The organism is Paenibacillus sp. 2TAF8 (assembly GCF_052114825.1).
Taxonomy (GTDB): domain Bacteria; phylum Bacillota; class Bacilli; order Paenibacillales; family Paenibacillaceae; genus Paenibacillus.
Window position 1 is genome coordinate 37,641 of record NZ_JBFRFN010000017.1, and the last position, 20,309, is coordinate 57,949.

The 20,309-nt window shown below is 46.0% G+C and carries 15 protein-coding genes; 2 read left to right on the forward strand and 13 right to left on the reverse strand.

Features of this window, described 5'->3' with window-relative positions:
• Nucleotides 1-15: 15 nt before the first annotated feature.
• Both AB4Z30_RS21940 and AB4Z30_RS21945 read right to left on the reverse strand, forming a co-directional pair.
• Nucleotides 16-1,788 (reverse strand): SulP family inorganic anion transporter, encoded by a 1,773-nt coding sequence (locus tag AB4Z30_RS21940; protein WP_441929584.1) that lies wholly within the window; start codon nucleotides 1,786-1,788, stop codon nucleotides 16-18.
• 177 nt (nucleotides 1,789-1,965) lie between these two features.
• Nucleotides 1,966-2,295, reverse strand: coding sequence for an ArsR/SmtB family transcription factor (locus AB4Z30_RS21945; RefSeq protein WP_441929585.1), 330 nt, complete (start codon nucleotides 2,293-2,295; stop codon nucleotides 1,966-1,968).
• Nucleotides 2,296-2,426: 131 nt separating this feature from the next.
• Between AB4Z30_RS21945 and AB4Z30_RS21950 the strand changes: the two genes are divergently transcribed.
• On the forward strand, nucleotides 2,427-3,146 hold the full coding sequence (locus AB4Z30_RS21950) for a suppressor of fused domain protein (protein WP_441929586.1): 720 nt from the start codon (nucleotides 2,427-2,429) through the stop codon (nucleotides 3,144-3,146).
• A gap of 201 nt (nucleotides 3,147-3,347) precedes the next feature.
• Here AB4Z30_RS21950 and AB4Z30_RS21955 read toward each other — a convergent pair whose 3' ends face one another.
• From AB4Z30_RS21955 to AB4Z30_RS22000, 10 genes are all read right to left on the reverse strand, one after another.
• Nucleotides 3,348-4,160, reverse strand: coding sequence for a hypothetical protein (locus tag AB4Z30_RS21955; RefSeq protein ID WP_441929587.1), 813 nt, complete (start codon nucleotides 4,158-4,160; stop codon nucleotides 3,348-3,350).
• 26 nt (nucleotides 4,161-4,186) lie between these two features.
• A complete protein-coding gene (locus AB4Z30_RS21960) occupies nucleotides 4,187-5,767 on the reverse strand; it encodes a glycoside hydrolase family 43 protein (protein ID WP_441929588.1) in 1,581 nt (526 codons plus the stop codon).
• Entirely contained in the window at nucleotides 5,764-6,663 is a 900-nt protein-coding gene (locus tag AB4Z30_RS21965; protein ID WP_441929589.1) for a carbohydrate ABC transporter permease, read from the reverse strand. The genes AB4Z30_RS21960 and AB4Z30_RS21965 overlap by 4 nt, the downstream gene beginning before the upstream one ends.
• Before the next feature lie 15 nt (nucleotides 6,664-6,678).
• Nucleotides 6,679-7,653: an ABC transporter permease gene (locus AB4Z30_RS21970; RefSeq protein WP_434752859.1), complete on the reverse strand. Its 975-nt coding sequence runs from the start codon at nucleotides 7,651-7,653 to the stop codon at nucleotides 6,679-6,681.
• Nucleotides 7,654-7,989: 336 nt separating this feature from the next.
• Nucleotides 7,990-9,663 (reverse strand): extracellular solute-binding protein, encoded by a 1,674-nt coding sequence (locus AB4Z30_RS21975; protein ID WP_441929590.1) that lies wholly within the window; start codon nucleotides 9,661-9,663, stop codon nucleotides 7,990-7,992.
• Nucleotides 9,664-9,816: 153 nt separating this feature from the next.
• Nucleotides 9,817-11,418 carry a response regulator transcription factor gene (locus tag AB4Z30_RS21980; protein ID WP_441929591.1) on the reverse strand — a complete coding sequence of 534 codons (1,602 nt, stop codon included), beginning with the start codon at nucleotides 11,416-11,418 and terminating at the stop codon, nucleotides 9,817-9,819.
• An 11-nt stretch (nucleotides 11,419-11,429) separates the two neighbouring features.
• Nucleotides 11,430-13,232, reverse strand: coding sequence for a cache domain-containing sensor histidine kinase (locus AB4Z30_RS21985; protein WP_441929592.1), 1,803 nt, complete (start codon nucleotides 13,230-13,232; stop codon nucleotides 11,430-11,432).
• An 82-nt stretch (nucleotides 13,233-13,314) separates the two neighbouring features.
• Nucleotides 13,315-14,022: a DNA alkylation repair protein gene (locus tag AB4Z30_RS21990; protein WP_441929593.1), complete on the reverse strand. Its 708-nt coding sequence runs from the start codon at nucleotides 14,020-14,022 to the stop codon at nucleotides 13,315-13,317.
• A gap of 477 nt (nucleotides 14,023-14,499) precedes the next feature.
• Nucleotides 14,500-16,674, reverse strand: a complete 2,175-nt coding sequence (gnpA, locus tag AB4Z30_RS21995) for a 1,3-beta-galactosyl-N-acetylhexosamine phosphorylase (protein WP_441929594.1) — start codon at nucleotides 16,672-16,674, stop codon at nucleotides 14,500-14,502.
• Between the two features lie 13 nt (nucleotides 16,675-16,687).
• Nucleotides 16,688-17,707 carry a glycoside hydrolase family 88/105 protein gene (locus AB4Z30_RS22000; protein WP_441929595.1) on the reverse strand — a complete coding sequence of 340 codons (1,020 nt, stop codon included), beginning with the start codon at nucleotides 17,705-17,707 and terminating at the stop codon, nucleotides 16,688-16,690.
• A 179-nt stretch (nucleotides 17,708-17,886) separates the two neighbouring features.
• Between AB4Z30_RS22000 and AB4Z30_RS22005 the strand changes: the two genes are divergently transcribed.
• Complete coding sequence (locus tag AB4Z30_RS22005) at nucleotides 17,887-18,861, forward strand: helix-turn-helix domain-containing protein (protein WP_441929596.1); 975 nt, start codon at nucleotides 17,887-17,889, stop codon at nucleotides 18,859-18,861.
• 100 nt (nucleotides 18,862-18,961) lie between these two features.
• On the opposite strand, the gene AB4Z30_RS22010 is transcribed toward AB4Z30_RS22005, so the two are convergent.
• Nucleotides 18,962-20,134, reverse strand: coding sequence for a DUF4317 domain-containing protein (locus AB4Z30_RS22010; protein ID WP_441929597.1), 1,173 nt, complete (start codon nucleotides 20,132-20,134; stop codon nucleotides 18,962-18,964).
• Nucleotides 20,135-20,309: the final 175 nt, after the last annotated feature.

Below are 20,309 nucleotides of genomic sequence, written 5' to 3' on the forward strand. Positions count from 1 at the left end.
TTATTGGAACGGTTATTAAGGAGCTGTTTTCGTAGTAACGACTTTCCACTTTTGCTGCTGCTCCGGCTTAGACTCCGACCCACAACCAGACAAAGTTGCGCACTCTCGAAACGCAAAATGTTTGCACCCCTTACACTTCTCTTCGTTCAGATGCTGTAATGCATAATTAATAGCTTCCCCGGTATGTTCAAACCGATGTGCCGGATCTAACCGTTCCAGCAAACCCGTTCGTTTCAGCATTTCGAGTGGCTGCTCCTGAATGCCCGATAACAGTACCATCCCGCCCGAACGATCAAAATGTTTGATTAAACTCGCCAGGTTCGCCTCGCCTGTTGTATCGATAAAAGGAACTTTCCCCATGCGTAACAAGAGTATGACTGGGCGCTCTGGAAGTGAATCCATCACTGATTTTTCAAACATATCCGCTGCACCAAAAAATAACGGCCCTTCGATCGTGTACAGGCTGATCTGTGGACAATCATGTCCCTCTCGTACCATGTGAGCCATGACCTTCTCATGTTTATGATCCGGATCAGGCAGTACCTTGGCCACTTTGAGCATCTCGCTCATTCGTTTCACAAATAGAATAACCGCAAGAATCAATCCAACCTCCACCGCAGTCGTAAGGCTCGTGAATACAGTAAGAAGAAAGGTCAAAAGCAGCACAAGTGAATCCCCCGTTTTGGTTCGCAGTACATAAGCAAAGGATTTTCGTTCACTCATATTCCAGGCTACCAGCATCAGAACAGGTGCCATGCTGGCAAGCGGAATATGGGATGCATACGGTGCAAACAAAAGCAGGACAAGCAGCACAACAACACCATGAATTACACCCGACAATGGAGAGACCGCACCGGATTTAATATTCGTTGCCGTACGAGCAATCGCTCCTGTCGCTGGAATACCACCGAAAAGTGGTGTGACAAGGTTGGCAACCCCCTGTCCGATTAATTCCCGGTTGCTGTTATGGCGACTGCCCGTCATACCATCGGCGACAACGGCGGACAACAGCGATTCAATACCACCGAGCATAGCAATGACAAAAGCAGGCTGCAGCAAATTTACGATACGTTCCCATGTGATCTCCGGCAGATGAAACCCAGGTAAAGTTCCTGGAATCTCTCCGAAGGAGGAGCCAATCGTAGCCACCTGATCTTTAAAGAAGATAGCCGCGATGACAGCCGAGCATATCAGACCCAGCAGCGAAGCAGGCACTTTGGGTGCAAACTTCGGCACAAGCAGAAGAACAGCCAGGCACACCCCCGCTGTCAGCAAACTGTATATATTAATCGTCGCAATGTGCATCCCGATCTCTTTCATATTGGAGTAAAAATCCTCGTGTTTTGTTACTCCCGTAAGTCCCAACACATTCACGATCTGTCCACTAAAGATCAGCACGGCAATACCCGCCGTAAAGCCAATCGTCACGGGTCTTGGAATGAATTTAATCAACGCCCCCAGCTTGAACACACCCATCACAATGAGCATCAGTCCAGCCATCATGCCAGCGATCAGCAAATTTTCATAACCATACTGCATGACTATAGCAAAAAGAATCGGAATAAATGCCCCCGTCGGCCCACCGATCTGAAATTTGGAGCCGCCCAGCAGTGAAATCAAAATACCCGCAATGATGGTGGTATACAATCCATATTCCGGCTTGACTCCGGAGGCGATGGCAAAAGCCATACCTAGCGGAATCGCAATAATACCTACAATCAGTCCCGATATCAGATCCTTGCGAAAATCAGCCATTCGATAACCCGCATATCTTCCGATGCCTTTCATGCTCTATAACCTTCTTTTCTTTGTATATTTGAATATTTGAATATAAATAGAACACTACTCCCTGATATATGCCCTGTCAATCGCAAATATCACAATTTTGTAGGATTGAGCTCGTATACATTAAAACCAAAAAACAAGAGTTTCCGCATGATCCAACGGTTGCTCTTGTTCTCTGTGTCAACTGTCTTTGCGCATATCCTTCAACATGGAGATCGCATCGACCAAATGGTTATCAAAAATTTGTTTGGCAACTACCAGCAGATCTTTAATCAGCGGATCACGAAGGGAGTAAGTGACTGTAGTACCTTCCTTCCTGCCCTGTACTACATTTTTGCTGCGCAGTACAGCCAGCTGCTGGGAGACCGCAGAACCTTCCGTTCCAAGAATGCCTTGCAGTTCATTGACGCTTTTGTCGCCTTCACTAAGCAACTCCAAAATGCGAATGCGCATCGGATGTGCCAATGCTTTGAAGAAATCGGCTTTGAACTGTTGTACGCTCTGATTCATACCCTTTGCTCCTTCAATCGAACTCATCAACATGTTCCTATCATACCATAGAACGAAGTTCAGACTTCCATTCACACGATATGATATGATGAAAAAGCAAGTACACTTTCCTGTACAAAGGAGCGGTAAACATGTCTAATTCATCTGAGTATTCGCCTTCTGGCGTTCCTATTATTCGGCATAAAGATTTGGATCGCGAGTGGCAATCTACTTCTTATGCAACTACCGAATGGCTGCAGCGAATTGAGAAACACGCGGATACATATCTTGGCGAAGCCGACTCTGTGTTCCATGAGCTGGTGTCAGATAAAGTTCATATCGATGTCCATATCATTCGTCCAACACCAGAACGTAATTATTATACGTTGTATACCACAGGCATGAGTGCCTTGCCGATGAATACGCCTGAAGATGCAGAGGATTATAAGTATGCAGAACTGATGATATGTTTACCTCCGGATTGGCCTCTATTAGAAGAAGAACTGGAGGAATCGGATAATTACTGGCCGATACGATGGTTGAAAACGATGGCTCGACTACCACATGACTATGATACCTGGCTGAGTTGGGGGCATACGGTGCCCAATGGAGACCCGGCAACGCCATTTTCCAACAATACAGATATGTGTGCCTTAATCGTGTTGCCTCCGCTTGAGGTCAAAGAGGATTTCCTCACACTGGACATGGGAGATGGGCAAACTGTGCACTTCTATGCGATCCTTCCCATTTATCTGGAGGAGCTTGAACACAAGCTTGAGCATGGCTTGGACGCTCTGCTTGACCAATTTGAAGCACATGACGTGAACGAAATTTTGGATGTGAACCGGGTCAATACCTGCGGAGATGCGTAGCATTAATCATTGGACACTCCTCTGCAATCCCTACTGAACACGACTTAAATACAAATTCATGAAAAAGCTTCAGAAGACATGAAGAAATGCATGGGTTATGCAGTTACGAATGCTTACAGAAATCATTAAGCGGCCTTACTCCCCATTCATTAAAGGATTAAGGCCGCTTAAACCATTTTATCTTCTTAATTAATCCTGGACCTATTTGTCCAGCTTCATAAATTGTTGAAATTCTTTTTGAGTCATTTTTTTGATCGGTTTAACCTTTTTGGTTGCTGTATTATATCTAAAAAGACTCATTTGATCGGAAGGGTACTCACTAATGTAATCGAACGATTTTCCGTTTTTGTGCCAAAGGATAACCCCTGTACTGATATAGTTTGTTGTACGCGGTATATATTCAAAAGTGCCTTTCTTCGCATCGTATATGGCTAATGAACTCTTCTCCGTATTCCCGTATGAAATCGCGAGCTTATCCTCCACAGGTGACCAGTTAAATGAAGGGATACTCTCTACGCCTTTCTTACCTTCCTCTGCAAGACGATCATTTAAAATCGTGGATTCACCTGTCTTTAGGTTCACAAGAATGACAGCATTACCGGCACTTTTTGCTACCTGCACAGCCACCCAATCACCTGAATTTGAATCAACAACACGTATTACTTCATGCCATTTTTCTCCTAAATCATCGGCTTTTATTGTCTGCTTCATCTTCCCTTTAGAAATGACAATAGAACGAATTACTTTGGATTCTGATGCAGGAACGTTTTCTTCCTCTACGATGTTTGCGATTAATTCAATATTTTTTCCATTCCAGATCACTTTGTCCTTACTTAATGTTTTTTTGAATTTGGGAACTTCTTGATACAAATCGGGCTCTACCGATGCAGCTTTTACAGAAATTTGTGATGTCATCTTACTGCCCTGATCAGCTGATACTTGAGAGACCCCGGACAAAGTTGTGATGACTCCTATCGCTACTACACTCGACAGGATGGTTTTTGCAGCTTTCATTATACAATCTCTCCTTCAATGAGAGTTTAATTGTACGAACCATATTCGAACCAGTCAAAGTCGGCTACCTGATCGGAAGACTTACCATTACTGCTGCTGAACATGCCGATACAGCACCCAACAAAACCGCCAGCTACTTCCGTGCTCAAGCTGGTCGTATCCACTCGGTCTGCAACCAGATGGTACTCACTTCCATCTGTGCTGTAATAAAAGCTGAGTTGCTGTCCAAGCGCTGCCATCTTGAGATATACACGCGGAGCATCCCCGTCCACCGTAACTTGGGCAACCTGTGATTCCTCACCGCCAAGCCATGTCATGACGCGCAGTACCTGTTGTTCTCCTTCAAGTGCACGTTCAATTCGCACATGATACTGATCATCCTGAATAACCACCAGACCTGCCGTCTCATGCTCATGCTTCGGCACAAATTCCATCGCCGCTGCTGTTACATAATTCATATGTCTCTGACGTACACAGACAAAGCTGGAGTTTTCGAGTTCCTTCAATGTTTGCGGTTTCAGCTTCAAACGCAGATAACCTTTACGTTCAGTCAAGGAATACAGATCTTCCTGAGGATTGCGCAGGAACATCCATTGCAAGCCCAGATGATCGGTATCAAAGTTTTCACAGCGCAAATCCGGTGCCACTGGCGCTGCTGGCAGATTCAACACACCTTGCTCCTCCAGCTTACCCAGCCCCCGATTGACGACTGGCCAGCCATCTTCCCATTCCACTGAAGCAATAAATGTCTCACGACCAAGATTACTGAAAGCCCCGCCATAGGGTCTTGAAGCCAGCATCACCATGAACCATTCACCATTAGGAGCTTGTACAAGATCTGCATGTCCTACATTGATTACTGGATAATGCTTGCCCATATGACGATGGGTAATAATCGGATTATTCGGATTACCGACATAACCACCAGTCAAACTGCTGCTGCGTGCAATCGTAACCGCATGATTCAGACCTGTGCCACCTTCTGCAATCAAGAGGTAATAATACTCGCCGATTTTATACAAATGCGGTCCTTCTGGCCAAATCACATCTACCATCGCCCCACGCCACAGAACATAGCTGTCTCCGACCAGCTTCATGCTGCCCAAATCCAGTTCACGAAGCCACACTTCCCAGTTGCCGTTGTAACGGACTCCCTCAGAGCAAGGCCGTGTACCTAAATAGTATGCTTTGCCGTCTTCATCGAAGAAAATCGTTGGATCAATGCCTTCCGCACCTTCAATAAAATAAGGATCAGACCATGGCCCAGCCGGGTTAGTAGCTGTCACAACAAAGTTCCCGCCATGCGTTACATTCGTTGTGATCATATAAAAGAGCCCATCATGATGCCGAAGCGTCGGTGCAAAAATCCCCTGCGAATGTCCTGCCCCCTCCAGATTAAGCTGAGAAGCACGATCCAGCACATTGCCAATCTGCTTCCAATGAACCAGATCACGGCTGTGAAAGATCGGAACGCCAGGAAAATAGGCAAACGTGGAGGTGACCAAATAAAAGTCTTCCCCTACCCGGCAGACAGACGGGTCTGGATAAAACCCAGGCATAATCGGATTGTTAAACGTGCATTGCTCGCCTTGATTTACATTATTCATTCTTTTACCCCTCCAATGGTGAGTCCAGTGACAAAGTATTTTTGCAAGAATGGATAAAGCACAACAATGGGCATGGCCGTCACGATGGTAATGGCTGCCCGAATGGATACGGGGGTGACCATGTTCGTCACATTTTTGTATTGATCCACATTGACCGTTCCCCCTTGTGACGTCGCCGAAGATAACAGCTTCATCAGTTCATATTGCAGGGTGGTCAAATTGCGGTTACCTGCCGTATAGAGCATGGAGTCAAACCAGGAGTTCCACTGGCCTACGGCAATAAAGAGTGCAACCGTAGCCAGCACCGGCTTGGACAGCGGAAGCACAATGCGCATAAAGATGCGGAAATCTCCTGCACCATCCATTTTCGCCGATTCAATCAGCCCTTCGGATAACCCCTGAATGTAGGTACGGATGACAATCATGTTGAATACCCCGATCAGTCCGGGAATAATGTAAACCCAGAAACTGTTCAGCAGTCCCACTTGTTTGATCAACATGTACCCCGGAATCAAGCCGCCACTGAAATACATCGTGATCACAAAGAGTGTAGTGACAAATTTGTTAAACATGTATTCCTTACGGCTCAGTACATAAGCCAGCATGGCTGTACAGAAGAGCTGCACCACCGTTCCGACGACGGTTCTGGCAACTGAAATAAATGCCGCTTGGGTCAGATGTGGATTTTGGAACACGGAAACATAGTTTTGCAGCGTCCACTCCCTCGGCCAAAGATAGATTCCCCCGCGAATCGTATCGAGACCGTTATTGAAAGATACGGCAATGGTGTTTAAAAAAGGATATAACGTAACAACCATGACAAGCAACATAAATATGCCATTGGTGATGGAAAAGATAGAGTCACCCAGGCTTCGTTTTCCACTAATTCGATTCACAGCGCTGCCCCCTTATCATATCAACCGCTCTTCACCAAGAGATTTGGCAATCCCGTTGGCGATAAAGATGAGCACCAGACTGACCACACTTTTGAAAATCCCTGCCGCGGTGGCAAGTGAGTAGTTTCCGAGATTAATTCCGTATTTCAGCACAAAAATATCAATCGTCTCGGATACATCCTGCACCAGTCCGTTCCCCAGCAAATATTGAATCTCAAAGCCTGCATTCAGGACGTTACCCACGTTGATAATCAGCAGAATAATGATGGTTGGTTTGATGCTCGGCAGTGTGACGTTCCACATTTTGCGAAAACGACCCGCTCCATCGATGGACGCTGCTTCGTACAAGCTCGGATTAATCGAAGCCATGGAGGCCAGATATATAATCGTGCCCCACCCGATCTCCTTCCACATGCTGGACAGACCCACAATCCCCCAGAAGTACTTGGGTTCGGCAAAAAAATTGATCGGTGCATCGATCAGTCCCAGCTTGGTCATCAGCACATTCACAATCCCGTTCTCCGTCGACAATACATTCGCGACGATACCTGTCACGATGATCCACGACAGAAAGTGTGGTAGATAAGAAACGGTCTGCACGACACGTTTAAACAAAACCAGCCGCAGTTCGTTGAGCAAGAGTGCCAGACCAATCGAACCGACAAATCCCAGAAATAGACTGATCAGACTCATCGCCAGCGTATTGCGAATGACACGTAAGAAGGTCGGGTCCGTAAATAACGTTCGAAAATGATCCAGTCCTGCCCAATCCTGCTCCATAAAACCTATGCCCGGTCTGTAGTTCTGAAAAGCCATGAGCCAGCCCCATAGAGGCCCATATGCAAAAATAGCAATAAACGCAATGAAGGGGAATGACATCCACATCAATTGGCGCTGACTTTTCATTCTGGACAAGTTATACCCGAGCCAGCTTTTCCCCGAAGGGATATGACTGGTATTTACCGAAGGCTGCAACTCCTTTTTAGCCATGTTTTTCTCTCTCCTTGATTACGAGTTTTATCTATATCATCCGAAGCGGATGAATTCGAATCCATTCCTGTCCAATGGGTACACGTTTATGTGTGGATTAAGAAAGGCTACAGGATGTCCCATAGCCTCTCTGCCTTGACCCTAGCTATTGATTGCTGATATTGCTTTTCTTACTACTCGTATTACACTTCATACTTATCGTGCCACTTGTCATATTTCTCTTACCGTAGTTATTTTCGCACCGCTTATTGTATTGCTTATCTTGCTTCTTATTGTATTGCTTATCTTGCTTCTTATCGTATTGCCTGTCTTACTAATTGCATCTGTTCCACATATTTAGCCCCACAGATCTACACGTCTGCGTACCTCTTCCGTAAGTGCATCCTCATACGCTTTGATATCTGCACTTTCTTTGAGTGTTGATTGATACTCCTCCCATGCCTGTTCGAACTCAGCTGGTGAGGTCATGATCACTTTAGGCAACCATTTGCGTTTCACATCATCCATCTTCTGTCTGGCAATCGTTTCTGGCTTATTCGGTTCAAAATTGAACGTATAGATCGGGAACCATGGTTCGTTCTCTTCCGCTGGCTCCAGGAAATCCGTGAATTTGGTATATCCGTAAGCCTTGAGCACTTTTTTATCAATGTCATTCAGTGTAGCAAGGTACTCTTCAGGCTGTTCTTTCGGGTCCATCGCATTTTTACCGTCTGCTGTCATGCCTTCATGGTGAGGGAAATATACCAGCGGGCTTCCTGTGTTTGCGAGTACCCAGTCCGGATCTTTCGAATTGGCGCGTTGCTCCTCGTTACGAGAGAATACACCTTTGTCATCCACCTGATAATCCACATCTTTTTGTCCCCACGTTCTCAGTACTTCCGTCTCGGGATCAAGCAGATCGTTGATGTATTGAAGCGCTCCTTCAACATCTTTACAGCTCTTCGTAATCGCAAGTCCGCCGTTGACGTTCAGGATCGGCTTATGCTGATAACGTCCTTTTACATCTTCAGACAACGTAATGGACAGTGGTACATACGTTCTTTCATACAGCTTTTGTTTAACAAGAGAAGCCTCTGCGTCAAGGAACTGCCATCCCTGATCGACCATGCCCAGTACGCGTCCCGTTGAAATTTTGGAAATGTACTGATCGTAATTCGCTGTGAACGTCTCGTTGTCGACAAGCCCTTTGTTGTAAACCTCATTGATCTTTTTAAAATAAGCCTTGGCTTCTGGAATCGTATTGTAGTTTTTCGCTGTTAATGTAGCCTTGTCGATAATAGCGGCACCTTCGTTCGGGTAACCTGCCAGGAATAGCGGCGGGTTCTCCAGTGCGAAGTAACGCCAGTCGTAAGAAATGATCTCGAATCCGATCGTCGGCTGACCGTTAATCGTTGGATTCGCTGCTTTGTACTTTTCGATCAAGTCGAAATACTGATCCAGCGTTTTGATCGTTGGGTAGTTCGCCCATTCCAGCACTGCTTTTTGAATCCAGAATGCTTCCCCATCATGGGATACTTTCATGGATTCGCCCTGTAAATTTCCGAATTGCGGAATGAAGTAGATATGACCATCCGTTGAATTCTTCATTTTCTTCCAATTGTCACCGAGATAATTTTTGATATTCGGATATTTGTCGATATAGTCTTCAAGTGGCACAAGCGCACCGGCAGATACTAACTGCTGTGTACCATCACTGCCATCAATGAAGTCTGGATATTCCCCACCTGCAATCATGACACCGATCCGTTCTTTGGCAGTCTGGCCAGTAAGCCAGTCCATCGTGACCCGAACTCCCGTTTTTTCCTCAATGGCCTTCATCACACGGTTATCATCAGGCGCAAGCTTGCCAGGTACAGCAAAAAATGCGGAAAACTGCTTTAGTTCCTTGCCGTCTGCCGTCTTCTCTTCCGTTTTGGATGATCCCGGCGTACATCCAGCGAGTACAACCGTAAACATCAACGTCAGTAAAACGAGCTGCCTTAATCTTTTTCTGACATCCTTTTTCATCATGACCCCTCCAGCGAAGTATGTTGAGAGACACTCTTTAGAAAGCGCTTTCTAAAGGTTGATTTAAAATTATCATTGTTGCCTGCTCTCCTCAACGGGACAAACTATAGGCCCCATCCCAATAATTCCAGATAAGCAAAAAATCCTGCTTCCCCCTCAAGGAGTGCAGGATGAAGAATCCGAAGTATGCATCGCTTGGGCCCTTTTTCGATATTGGGCCGGTGTCTCACCCTTGATTTTCTCGAACCGGTTAATAAAATAATCCGAATCCCGATATCCCACCATCGCTGCAATCTCATACACTCTGTAATCCGTTCTGCGTAGCAGACGGGTGGCCTCTTCGATCCGGATCTGATTCAGGTAATCACTGAAACTCACGCCGTAATGCTTTTTGAATATCTGACCCAGATACGCACTGTTCATGAAAAAATGCTCTCCGAGCAGCTTCAGGCTGATATTTTCCATATAGTGCTCATGAATATACGCCTCGACTCGGGCCAAGACCCCCATCGCGTTCCACTTCTGCCGCTCCTTCAACTTCTCCGCACATGTATATGAAAACTCGCACAGATTCTCAATATTCTCCTCCATAGACAGCATGGCATAGTTCTCCTGAAGAAACGTCGACTGCATCCATTGCTCATCTGAATTCAGATCCGAATTGTCCCTGTTCACCAGCCCAAGCAACGTGTAAGCCAAATAATGAAGATGAATACCTACGATGCCCGGCTCGATGCGCTGCTCCAGAAAAAATTGAAAGATGGCCTGCGCATGACCGTGCACATCCTCAATTCGTTGCTCCTCTATGGCTTGAATCAGTCCGTCGAAAAGCTGTTTTTCCCGCCCGGCGGGCTGGTTGATAAACACACTTGTGTCCATATGCTCAAAATAGTAGATTGGCCCGTATGCGCTAAAGAAACGCAAACTTTTGATCTTTCCGCAGGAGTAGTAGGACTCATGGAGTTCGTCCAATCTGCTAACTTCTTTCCCCGCATAGATCGCAATCGCTGCACTCTGTATTCGGCCTAACTCGTTATAAAGCCGCGTGACATATTGTTCGAGGGATAACGCTTCACGCTTCAGCAACAGGTCGGTTACAATATGCAGCACCCTGTTTTTCTCCCCTGTGAAGGATTTCAGTACATGTCCTGCGTGATTCCGATTTATGCTAACTTCCACCTGCTGACACCAATCGGCTTGCTGCTGTTCACGCTCCGACTCCGTTTCAATCATCAAACATCGTAATTTCGTTGCATTCCCATAATGGACTCGCACATGGTCAAGGGTCTCTTGATCCGCCGTTCCAAGCAAAATGGATTGCACATGCTGAGTGAGTACGATCTGTTCCTGTTTTTCCTGATGCCGTTTCTCTTCCGTTCTCTCCAAAAAGGAGTCTCTGAATGCCTCCAGTACTTGCAACAACTCGTCTTTGACAATAGGTTTAAGTATATAATCGTTCACCTGATACTTGATCGCCTGTTTGGCGTATTCAAACTCATAGTACCCGCTGAGCAGTACCATTTTCATCTCGTCACCGTACTCTTCGTATACAGTCTTGGCCAGCTGCATACCATCCATTTCCGGCATTTTAATGTCGGATATGACGAGATCAGGCTTCATTGTACGGATGCAATCGAGCGCCTGCAGCCCGTTCGAAGCCTGTCCGCAAACTTGAAATCCCAGCGCTCTCCAATCGATCAACAACAGAAGTCCTTGGCGAATAAATGGCTCATCGTCCACAATCAGCACGTTGATCATATCCTCGCTCCTTATCCCTGAGATGCTTGTACAAGCGGAATCTGTATTCGAATCGTAGTCCCCTTGTACTTTTCACTGACAATATCCACCTGCACAGTTTCATCAAAATACATCCGAAGCCGGATATAAGCATTCATCACCCCAATACTGCTCAGCTCACTAAGCCGCTCCAGACTTGGATCAAGCAGCATACTCCGAAGCATATCCAGCTTTTCACCCTCCATACCGACCCCGGTATCGTGGATGAGGATGTGCAATTGGTCATTCTTCTTCTGGAACTCCACTTCCACCACACCATCATTCAAACTGCCCTCAATACCATGAATACAAGCATTCTCTACAAATGTTAGTACGGTCAGCTTCGGAATCTTGATCTCCCAAATATCTGCATCCTCAACGTTAATAACGAATTGAAGCTTCTCTCCAAAGCGGTATTGCTGAATCACCAGATAACTCTCAACAAAACGAATTTCATCCTGAATGGTAACAAGATCGTTGCCCCAATTAATCGTTTGCCGTAACAGCAGCGCCAGCTTCTGAATAATGTCAGAGGTTTCATGTTCATCCTTGATTAGACTGCGCATGCGGATCGTTTCAAGGGTGTTAAACATAAAATGTGGATTAACCTGGCTCTGGAGCGCCTTTAATTCAGCTTGTTTCTTCGAAAGCTCTAACGCCTGCCGTTCCACCTGCCCTTTAAAGACAATCTCGATCAGGTTTTTGATCTTAATGACCATCATGTTGTAGCTATGAGTCAGACTACCGATCTCATCCTTACCAGCGGGTTCTGCAATGACCTCGAATTGCTCCTGTTTTACCTGATCCAGATGTTTGGCAATCCGGCCTACTCTGTGAACGAGGGATCTGGAGATCAGCCAGATGAGCAGTGTCGGCACCAGCAGATTAAGAATGATCAGCAGCATCAGATTAAATCTGGAATCCACGATCTCCGTCAGAAAATCCAGTTTCTCTCCACGCACGATAATTTTCCAGTTTTCCGATACAACCGGGATCAATTCTGCAGACTGCCCAGCATCCTTCACCATACTCGACATCAGGTGAAACGGCTTCCGTGGCTGGTTCATCTGTGCATCATTGGAGAAAATAATCCGGTCATTCGAAACGATATATATTTTCCCGCCAGCCCCCTCATTTTTGAATGACTTGTTAATAAAGGCGTAGTCGAGATCTACCTTCAACACTTTCTCTACTTGCTGTTTCCCGAAATAATTAAGCTTGCGAATAATGCTAACCTTACGACCGCCTTGATTCTGCGACATCTCTGCCTGCTGCTTGTCAAAATAGGAATAGATCATCATCTGATCTTCCGTATTCATCAGTGCTTGATACCACTCACTCTTGCGGATATCATCGTTCAACTTGATGAAGTTGCCACCATTCACGAACGTATCGTTGTCCACATAAAACGTCACCTGATTCACTTGCTGGTAACTGTAATAATAACGAACCAGATTGTTGCCGCTCAGCATATCATAATATGCAAAATAATAATCTTCCTGATTGTTGTATTTGGATTCCATAAACCGATTCAGCGTGGCATCCGTGTACAAAAAATTGGATACGTACAAGCTGTTGTCCAAGCTGTTCCGAAGATTAAAGCGAATCCGCTGCTGCATTTCGTTGATTCGACTTTGTTCTTTGGCTTCAATCTGTCCCTTGATGCTTTGATAAAATACCGCATTCGTTGCCAGTACGGGAACCAGTACACAAAAAACAAACAATATGTATAACTTCGTTCTAAGACTCCAATCATCCAGTAACTGAATACGCTTACAGTTCAATTTGCGTTTCATGTCCGTTGTTGTCTCCCCCACCCGTGTCATCCATTAACACCATTATAACGAGCCATGGTGATAATGGAATACACGTTTCGGACTAACATCTTACATATTTGCGTTTGAAACCTAGCTGATTGCGGTCCAGTGCCTTTTGAATATTGTCGGAAGCACTGATCTGCTTGCTTTTCGGCTTGTCCAGACCCACTTCAAGTGGACCAACCCTTTTTGCCGTTTCCACTGCCAGCTCATGCAGCGGAACATAAGACATGGCGACTGTGTAGATGAAAAGATTCATAGCTATTTTGGCCCGTTCAGGAGCGGTGTGAATCGTTTGTTCTACCTGCTCAAGCATTTGTCTAAATTTTTCTTCTTCAAACTCGGTATCCTTGCGACTGCCTAAGAGCCAGCAGTAACAGCTCCATCCGCCGGACATTCTCAGCTCTTCCCCACTGGCAATCCAGGTGTCCGCAACATTCTGAGCAATATCTGTCTCCGCCAACGTTACAGCAACCACATAATCAGACACCATGTAGAAATACGCAGCATCCATCCAGCGATCAAAATCGGCATGGGTCATCACTTTCGGTTCAGCGATAACGCCTGCAAAATACATCGCATCATAGTTGCCTGTTGCGTATAACTGCTCAGCAAGCGGCTGATTTTTCTTAATAAGCTTCGCCATTGGCTTCATGGCTCCTGTAGCAACACCAAACAAGGGTTCATGCGCACCATTGGACAAATAGATCTTTTTCGTGCGTTCCTTGCCCAAAGCCTCAAGTTCTTGCATAACCTCGTTTACATTCATGTGAGCAACTCCTTTTGTAAGGATTAAGTTTACACGGACACTACGATGACAGAAAATCCTTCTAATCGCTGTTATCCCCAGATTTTTTTCGATTCCTCTTTCAAGGGGAAAATCCGGTGATAAGCGTGTGCTTTCGATGCAGCTTTCTTTCAGAAAGCTTTTAGGCGATCGCTTCGCTTTTTCAGTTTTTTTCTGTCCTCTCCGTTAAAGTGTAAACTGAATCCGTTTAGTCTCATAGTAATTAAAATCAACTTGCGCTATACATAGCTTCAAGTTTTGACATAACTTTTCATTAGTCTAGCACATCAGGGCGTATGCCCATACATGTAACGTATGGCATTCATTATAAAATGTGTTGGCGCAACAAAAAGCTCAAAGCTTTGCAGCGTATGTGCTGTGTGCTTTGAGCTTTCTTGTGTTAAACTAATCATTTTCACGGACACTTCGATAACATAACAACATGGAGAGTAGCTGATGTTATACCGATGCCTGCGTCCCAATCTCGGCGATTTTCGTATCAAATGGAGCGATATGCACCTTCTGCATCCCATGTTCGGTGTCAATCGTTGTCGTCTGTGCTTGATCACTATTATTGATCACAACCAGCTTGGCACTCTCGGGATAATACGCACACTCCGTATACAAATTATCCGTAATATACTTGGTATTGTGCTGCTCATTACCTGCAAAGCGGATCAGATTCAGCAATAGCCTTGCATTCACCCAGTTGAATTCGAACGAAGACAGATAGATTCCCTTTCCTTTACCAAAAGCATGTACAGACAACGCAATGTTGCCTTCCGTTTCCTGCACCACCTCAGCCGTTCCATCCGTCAGATAGAGTTGCGGCTTGCCTGCCAATATCGCACCTTCCGGCATAAGATCATGCCGATCCTGCACGTCATAAGCCCATTTTCCATGCACTACACGCGAACCTGTATCCTCATCAACCCCAAGCACATGAGCCATCCGAAAAAAAGTATCATAACCTTCTACCGCCGACGGCTGGTTGACGCCGATGAATGTGCCACCTTCGTGTACCCAACGAGTAAGCCGATCTACACATGCCGTGTCATGCCAATGCTGGCCACCGCTCCATGCAGAACCTGCTCTCCCCGCATTAATAACCACATCTACCTCGTTCAGCACACCCTGGCGAATATCTTCAAAATCGATGAACCGTACGTCTACTGGCAGTCCGGATAGCGCCTCGTTAATATGGATCAGATCATGCATATACGTCTCATGGAAATGTCCCGACAACGTCCATGATCTCAACCGGCCCCAGCTATGGAGCACCGCTACCCGTGTCTGAAGCTGAACTGGCTGACCCGCCTGATGCAGCTCCTTGACCTCCCTGAACTCATCCGCGACCTTCTCGATATATTCCACAAAATCAGGATAAGGCTCCACCAAATGCAGGTATCCACCCAGGCCAATCCGGTCGATTTTCTCACGCAGCAACGCGCGCCGGATGTTAATCCAGTAGTTTTTGGCATCCAGTGTTGGATTTCCGCCTTCCTTAAACGTTGGCAATCCGCCGAGACCAACAGGAAACAGATACGGGTGAAGACGAATCTCATGTGTATCCACTTTGATGCCTGAGCACATTCTTGCCTCATACCCGGAGAAGACACATTTGATCATGCCATCGAAGTCAAACTCTTCAAAGCGATCATTATACGGCTCCATGCCCACCCAACTATCATCGTAAAATACATAGGCCAGCTTGCCATGCTGATGCACGATATTAATCAGTTTTTGTCCAAAATCAATGACAAAATCATTGATAAACGCCATCCAATCCAGCTTACGCTGCCCCGCAGGCATATGGCTGACCTGGTATTTCCCGCCATTCACAAAATCCTCTGCTGTGAGTGTATAGCCATATTTTTCAGCAAATAAATCGAGCGCTCTTGAACTCACCGTGAAATCATATGAGCCCCAGTCCGAGAACAGATGGCGGTTCCGTTCATCACTGCCCCAGATCCAGGCAAAATTATAGAAAAGCGACGTAAATCGCACAACCGTTGTTTCCGGGTGGGCAACGCACCACTTTTTCATCCAATCCAGCAGATAAGTCTGCGTGTCCTCATAGATGGGATCGATCTGCATCAGGTGCTCCTTATCCCAGTGGTTGGTTGTATGGTTATACATGGAGATCTCTTCCCAAATACGATAAACCATGAAACTTACCGTGTATTTATGCCAAGACGTAATGCCGGTAATGACCACGTTTCCAGATTCCCTTTCATAGTTCCACTGGCTTCTAGGCACCTCCTGCCCCGTCGTCCGGTCATATACCTGCCAGTATTTCAATGCTTCCTTCGAATCGTTCACCCTGAACTGTTCGGCAAAAAAGTCCTCCATCAGATAGATGGAGATATAATCCTGTACCACCACCTTGGGCTGGGTAACCAGAAAACATTGCTGCAGCTTATCAGAATTCCTCGATGCCCACTCATTATGATCCCGGATGATGCAGATGGTCGAATAAATGCCATAACCCGCTTGAATGATCTCATCCGACAACTTTGTCCCGTCACTGTCACGGATGACATCCGCTCCCCACCGTTCAGCCAGTTCCAGCGTAAGCGCCTCGTAACCCGATTCTCCCGGTAAAGTAAACGAGCCTTTGATTGTTTTCGGCAATTCAGTCCCCCCCTTATCTCAACATGTCTGAAAGAAAAGCGAGTGCCAATCCTTGTCCCCAACCTTGGCTCCAATCCTTCGGAATGTTGCGGTACCCATCGCGATCCTTCATCACAGCCGTCCCACCGGATACTCCTAACACACGCCCGTCTTCACTGATATTGCTCAAAACGCCTTGCAGAGCCTTTTGCACATATTTCGTATGCAGCGGGTTGTCGTTATTGATCATAGCTGCGGCAATGCCACACGATGCAGAAACTTCCTCATACGATTCCGGATCATCCAGCACGGTACGCCACAAACCGTTTTCCGTCTGTAGCAACTTGAGGGCCGCAAGTTGATCACGCAATGAACACTCTACGTCCATACATTGTGGGTACAAGTACCACTCTTTAAGCTGTGGTTTCACTTGGGACATCGTGTAAGCTCCCCACGCATTCGCCCGTCCCCAGTAAAATCCGGACATGTGATCCTTGTTTACGTTGTCATAACCGTGGTACCACAAGCCTGTGCCAGGATCTTGCAGGTATTTGATATGCCAGTAATACTGATTCAGGGCATCCTGAATCATCGCTTCATCTTTCAGCTTACTGCCCACTCGTAGCAGGAAAAAAGCCGCCATAAATAGCGTGTCCGCCCAGGCCTGTTCGGGAAAATCATTCGATGTTGACACCGTGTGCTGCAGCACGCGGTCGCCAAAGCGGAGTGCATGATTTTGCAAATAATCCACTTTGCTCATGACGATATCCCAATACTTCTGATCCCCGGTCTCTTCATATAACGTGACCAGCACATGCCCCATCGCACATGTATTCACCGTCCAGCTAGGCAAACCCAGCTCTATATATTCATCCGCCCACTTGACCAGTCTGTCCAGAATCTGCTGATCCCCTGTCGTTTGATAGGCTCTCGATACCCCGTAATAGGCTACGCCGCACGGCCAATCCCAAGTCAGATCCATATCCAGTGTTTTGCTCGTTACGTTCTGAATCACGTTTAAAATTTGTTCACGGTCGTATTTCACTTGCAGCATTGATATTCCCCTCTCATGCGCACACTTCTCATAATTTGAGTACAAGAAGTGACCGTCCTGTGATGTAAACGCTTTACTTATTTCATTGTACGCAGTAAAATAGTCAGCATCTAAGCATATTCGCAACAAAACTGCGCAATTTCGATCATTTATAATCCGACGAATGGGAGCAGCTGAACATGCCCAAACCGAAGAAACCTATCATTGAATACCGCCACTATAGCTTGCCCATCGATTTTCCGGTTCTGTTGCTCAGCGGGGAGCGCTGGAAAATCTCGGCTATCAAGAGTAAGCATCTGCATTTCCATAACCATATGGAGATCGGCATCTGTTATTCGGATGGTGGGATGATGGAGATTAAGGGAGAAAGTGTTCCATTCCGAGCTGGAGACGTCACATTTCTCCCTCGATATCTACCCCATACCACCTACAGTTCACCTAATACGGCAAGCAGGTGGGCTTATCTCTTTTTTTCACCGGAAGAACTGTTCCAACATTCATTAAAAATACCGCAGAGCACCTTGGAACCTAATCTGCGTGCAATTCAAGCAAGCCGTTGTGTGTTACATAAAGATCAATATCCAAAGGTATATACGCTGGCAACATCGATTGTGGAAGAAATCCAGCGGCAGTCCCCTTTCTACCGGGAAAGCGCATACGGGTTGTTAATGTCGCTGTATATTGAGTTGCTGCGTATTCAATCGAGTGATGAGAACAGCCACAGCCGAAATCTAAATCAGGAGCTGGAACAGCCACAAGAAACGGAGATTCAGAGCCGTCAGCATGATCTCGTTATATCTCCGGCTCTGGAGTTTATCACGAGAAGTTATATGATGCCGGTGACGATTGACGAGCTTGCAGAGTTATGTCATCTGAGCACCACCCATTTTCGCCGTAAATTTCAAGAGATTATGGGCACGACACCGCTTGATTTCCTGAACAGCACACGTGTAGAAGAGGCCTGCAAACGATTAAAAAGTACCGATGCCTCCGTGCTCTCGATCTCCGAGCAGGTCGGTTTCAGATCCATCTCCAGCTTCAACCGCTGTTTCGCCAGATTAATAGGCGAGTCACCGAAGGCATGGCGAACAGGGGCTCATATGGAAGCCCAATCTGCCAAAGCATCCATTCTGGCATTTACAGGCTGGGTCTAATGTGCATAAAAAATCCCGAAAGTCATTAATGACTTCCGGGATTTTTGAACGTTTATTTTTGTTTCATGTATTCCTCTGCTCGGTAGAATTTAAATGATCTTTACAGATTCTCCGTTGCAAGCGTGAATCCCTCAATCACCGCATCCTCATCCACTTCAATCATGATACAACGTCTTCCCTGATAGTTGACTTGTCTCACATATTTGAGATCCTGCGGACTGATGGAGATGGTCGCCACCTTGGTATCAATTTTGATGGATTTGGAAGTGTACTTCGGCATCACACTGTTTGCCTTAAGCTCATAGTTTTTATTGTCTACGATCGTCTCAAAAGCACGCTCCACCTTCTCGGTGGTCAGTTCTTCCACGCCGCTCGCCGTAAGCAGACGTTCTACATCTTTGTAATCCAGTTTAGGCGGCTCTTCCTCATGTGATTCCTCGTTCACTTCAATGACCCGGTTAATCTCTTCATACACATGGGCCAGCGTGGTGGCATCCATCTGCTCACCCGTTATCTCTTTGACGATATCTTCGAATATCGCCCGCTCCTCCAGTGCCGTTACGGAGCGCTCACCATTGAGCACATTTTCTACAAAATGAGGATCAGGGAAATTGGATTTCCCGGTGCAGTACAGCACACGGTTTACATCCGAATAGTTGTCCGTCACGCTTGGATACAGGAAGCCCTGCTCAGGCGTGCTCAATTTGATGATCGGATCCACGATAATGTTGTATTTGAATTCCCTTTCCACATAATCAAACAGCATCGTCTTCCGCTGTTTCTCCGTGGAATTCATGCTGCACAGGATGAAGGGATGAGCAAACACCTCATTTTTCTCGCTTTCCTCCGTTGCTTCATTTCTCGCTTGGGTTGGCAGATAATACTGCCCTTTGATAAACGTAACCACCATGTCCCGCTCATACTTGGCATCGGCCATCATACGCTCCACGAGTGTGAGCATGAGATCCTGCCATTCATCGGGGTCACCCGTAACCAGTGCTTGGTGAAGCATAACCTGTGCTGGCTCTTCTGCTTCTTCCTGGAATTTCAGTTCGAACAGTTTCTGATCCAGTTCACCTGTAAGCAATTTTTTGAAATTGCCCATATACAACTCTTGTTTCTCCCGATCCACCAGTTCAAACGGATGGCGTTCCCAGTGATAGACTTCATTCGTTTCTTTCGTAATATAGACATTCAGGATGTCGTAAATATTCAGCAGGTCATGATCCAGCTTGAATTGTTTGCGAATGTGCGCGACTTCTTTTTTATTCATGATTCGTTAGACAACTCCTCAAGTAAATTGGCTTTACAAGTATAAACGATAAAAAAAAGCTTCGCCAGAAGGATAATATTTGAAATTCTCTTTTACCATATTTTCACTTTACTCTTTTAATGACCCTAAATAATATATAGTAAGCAATTAAATTTATGAAAGAAAGGAATCTTCA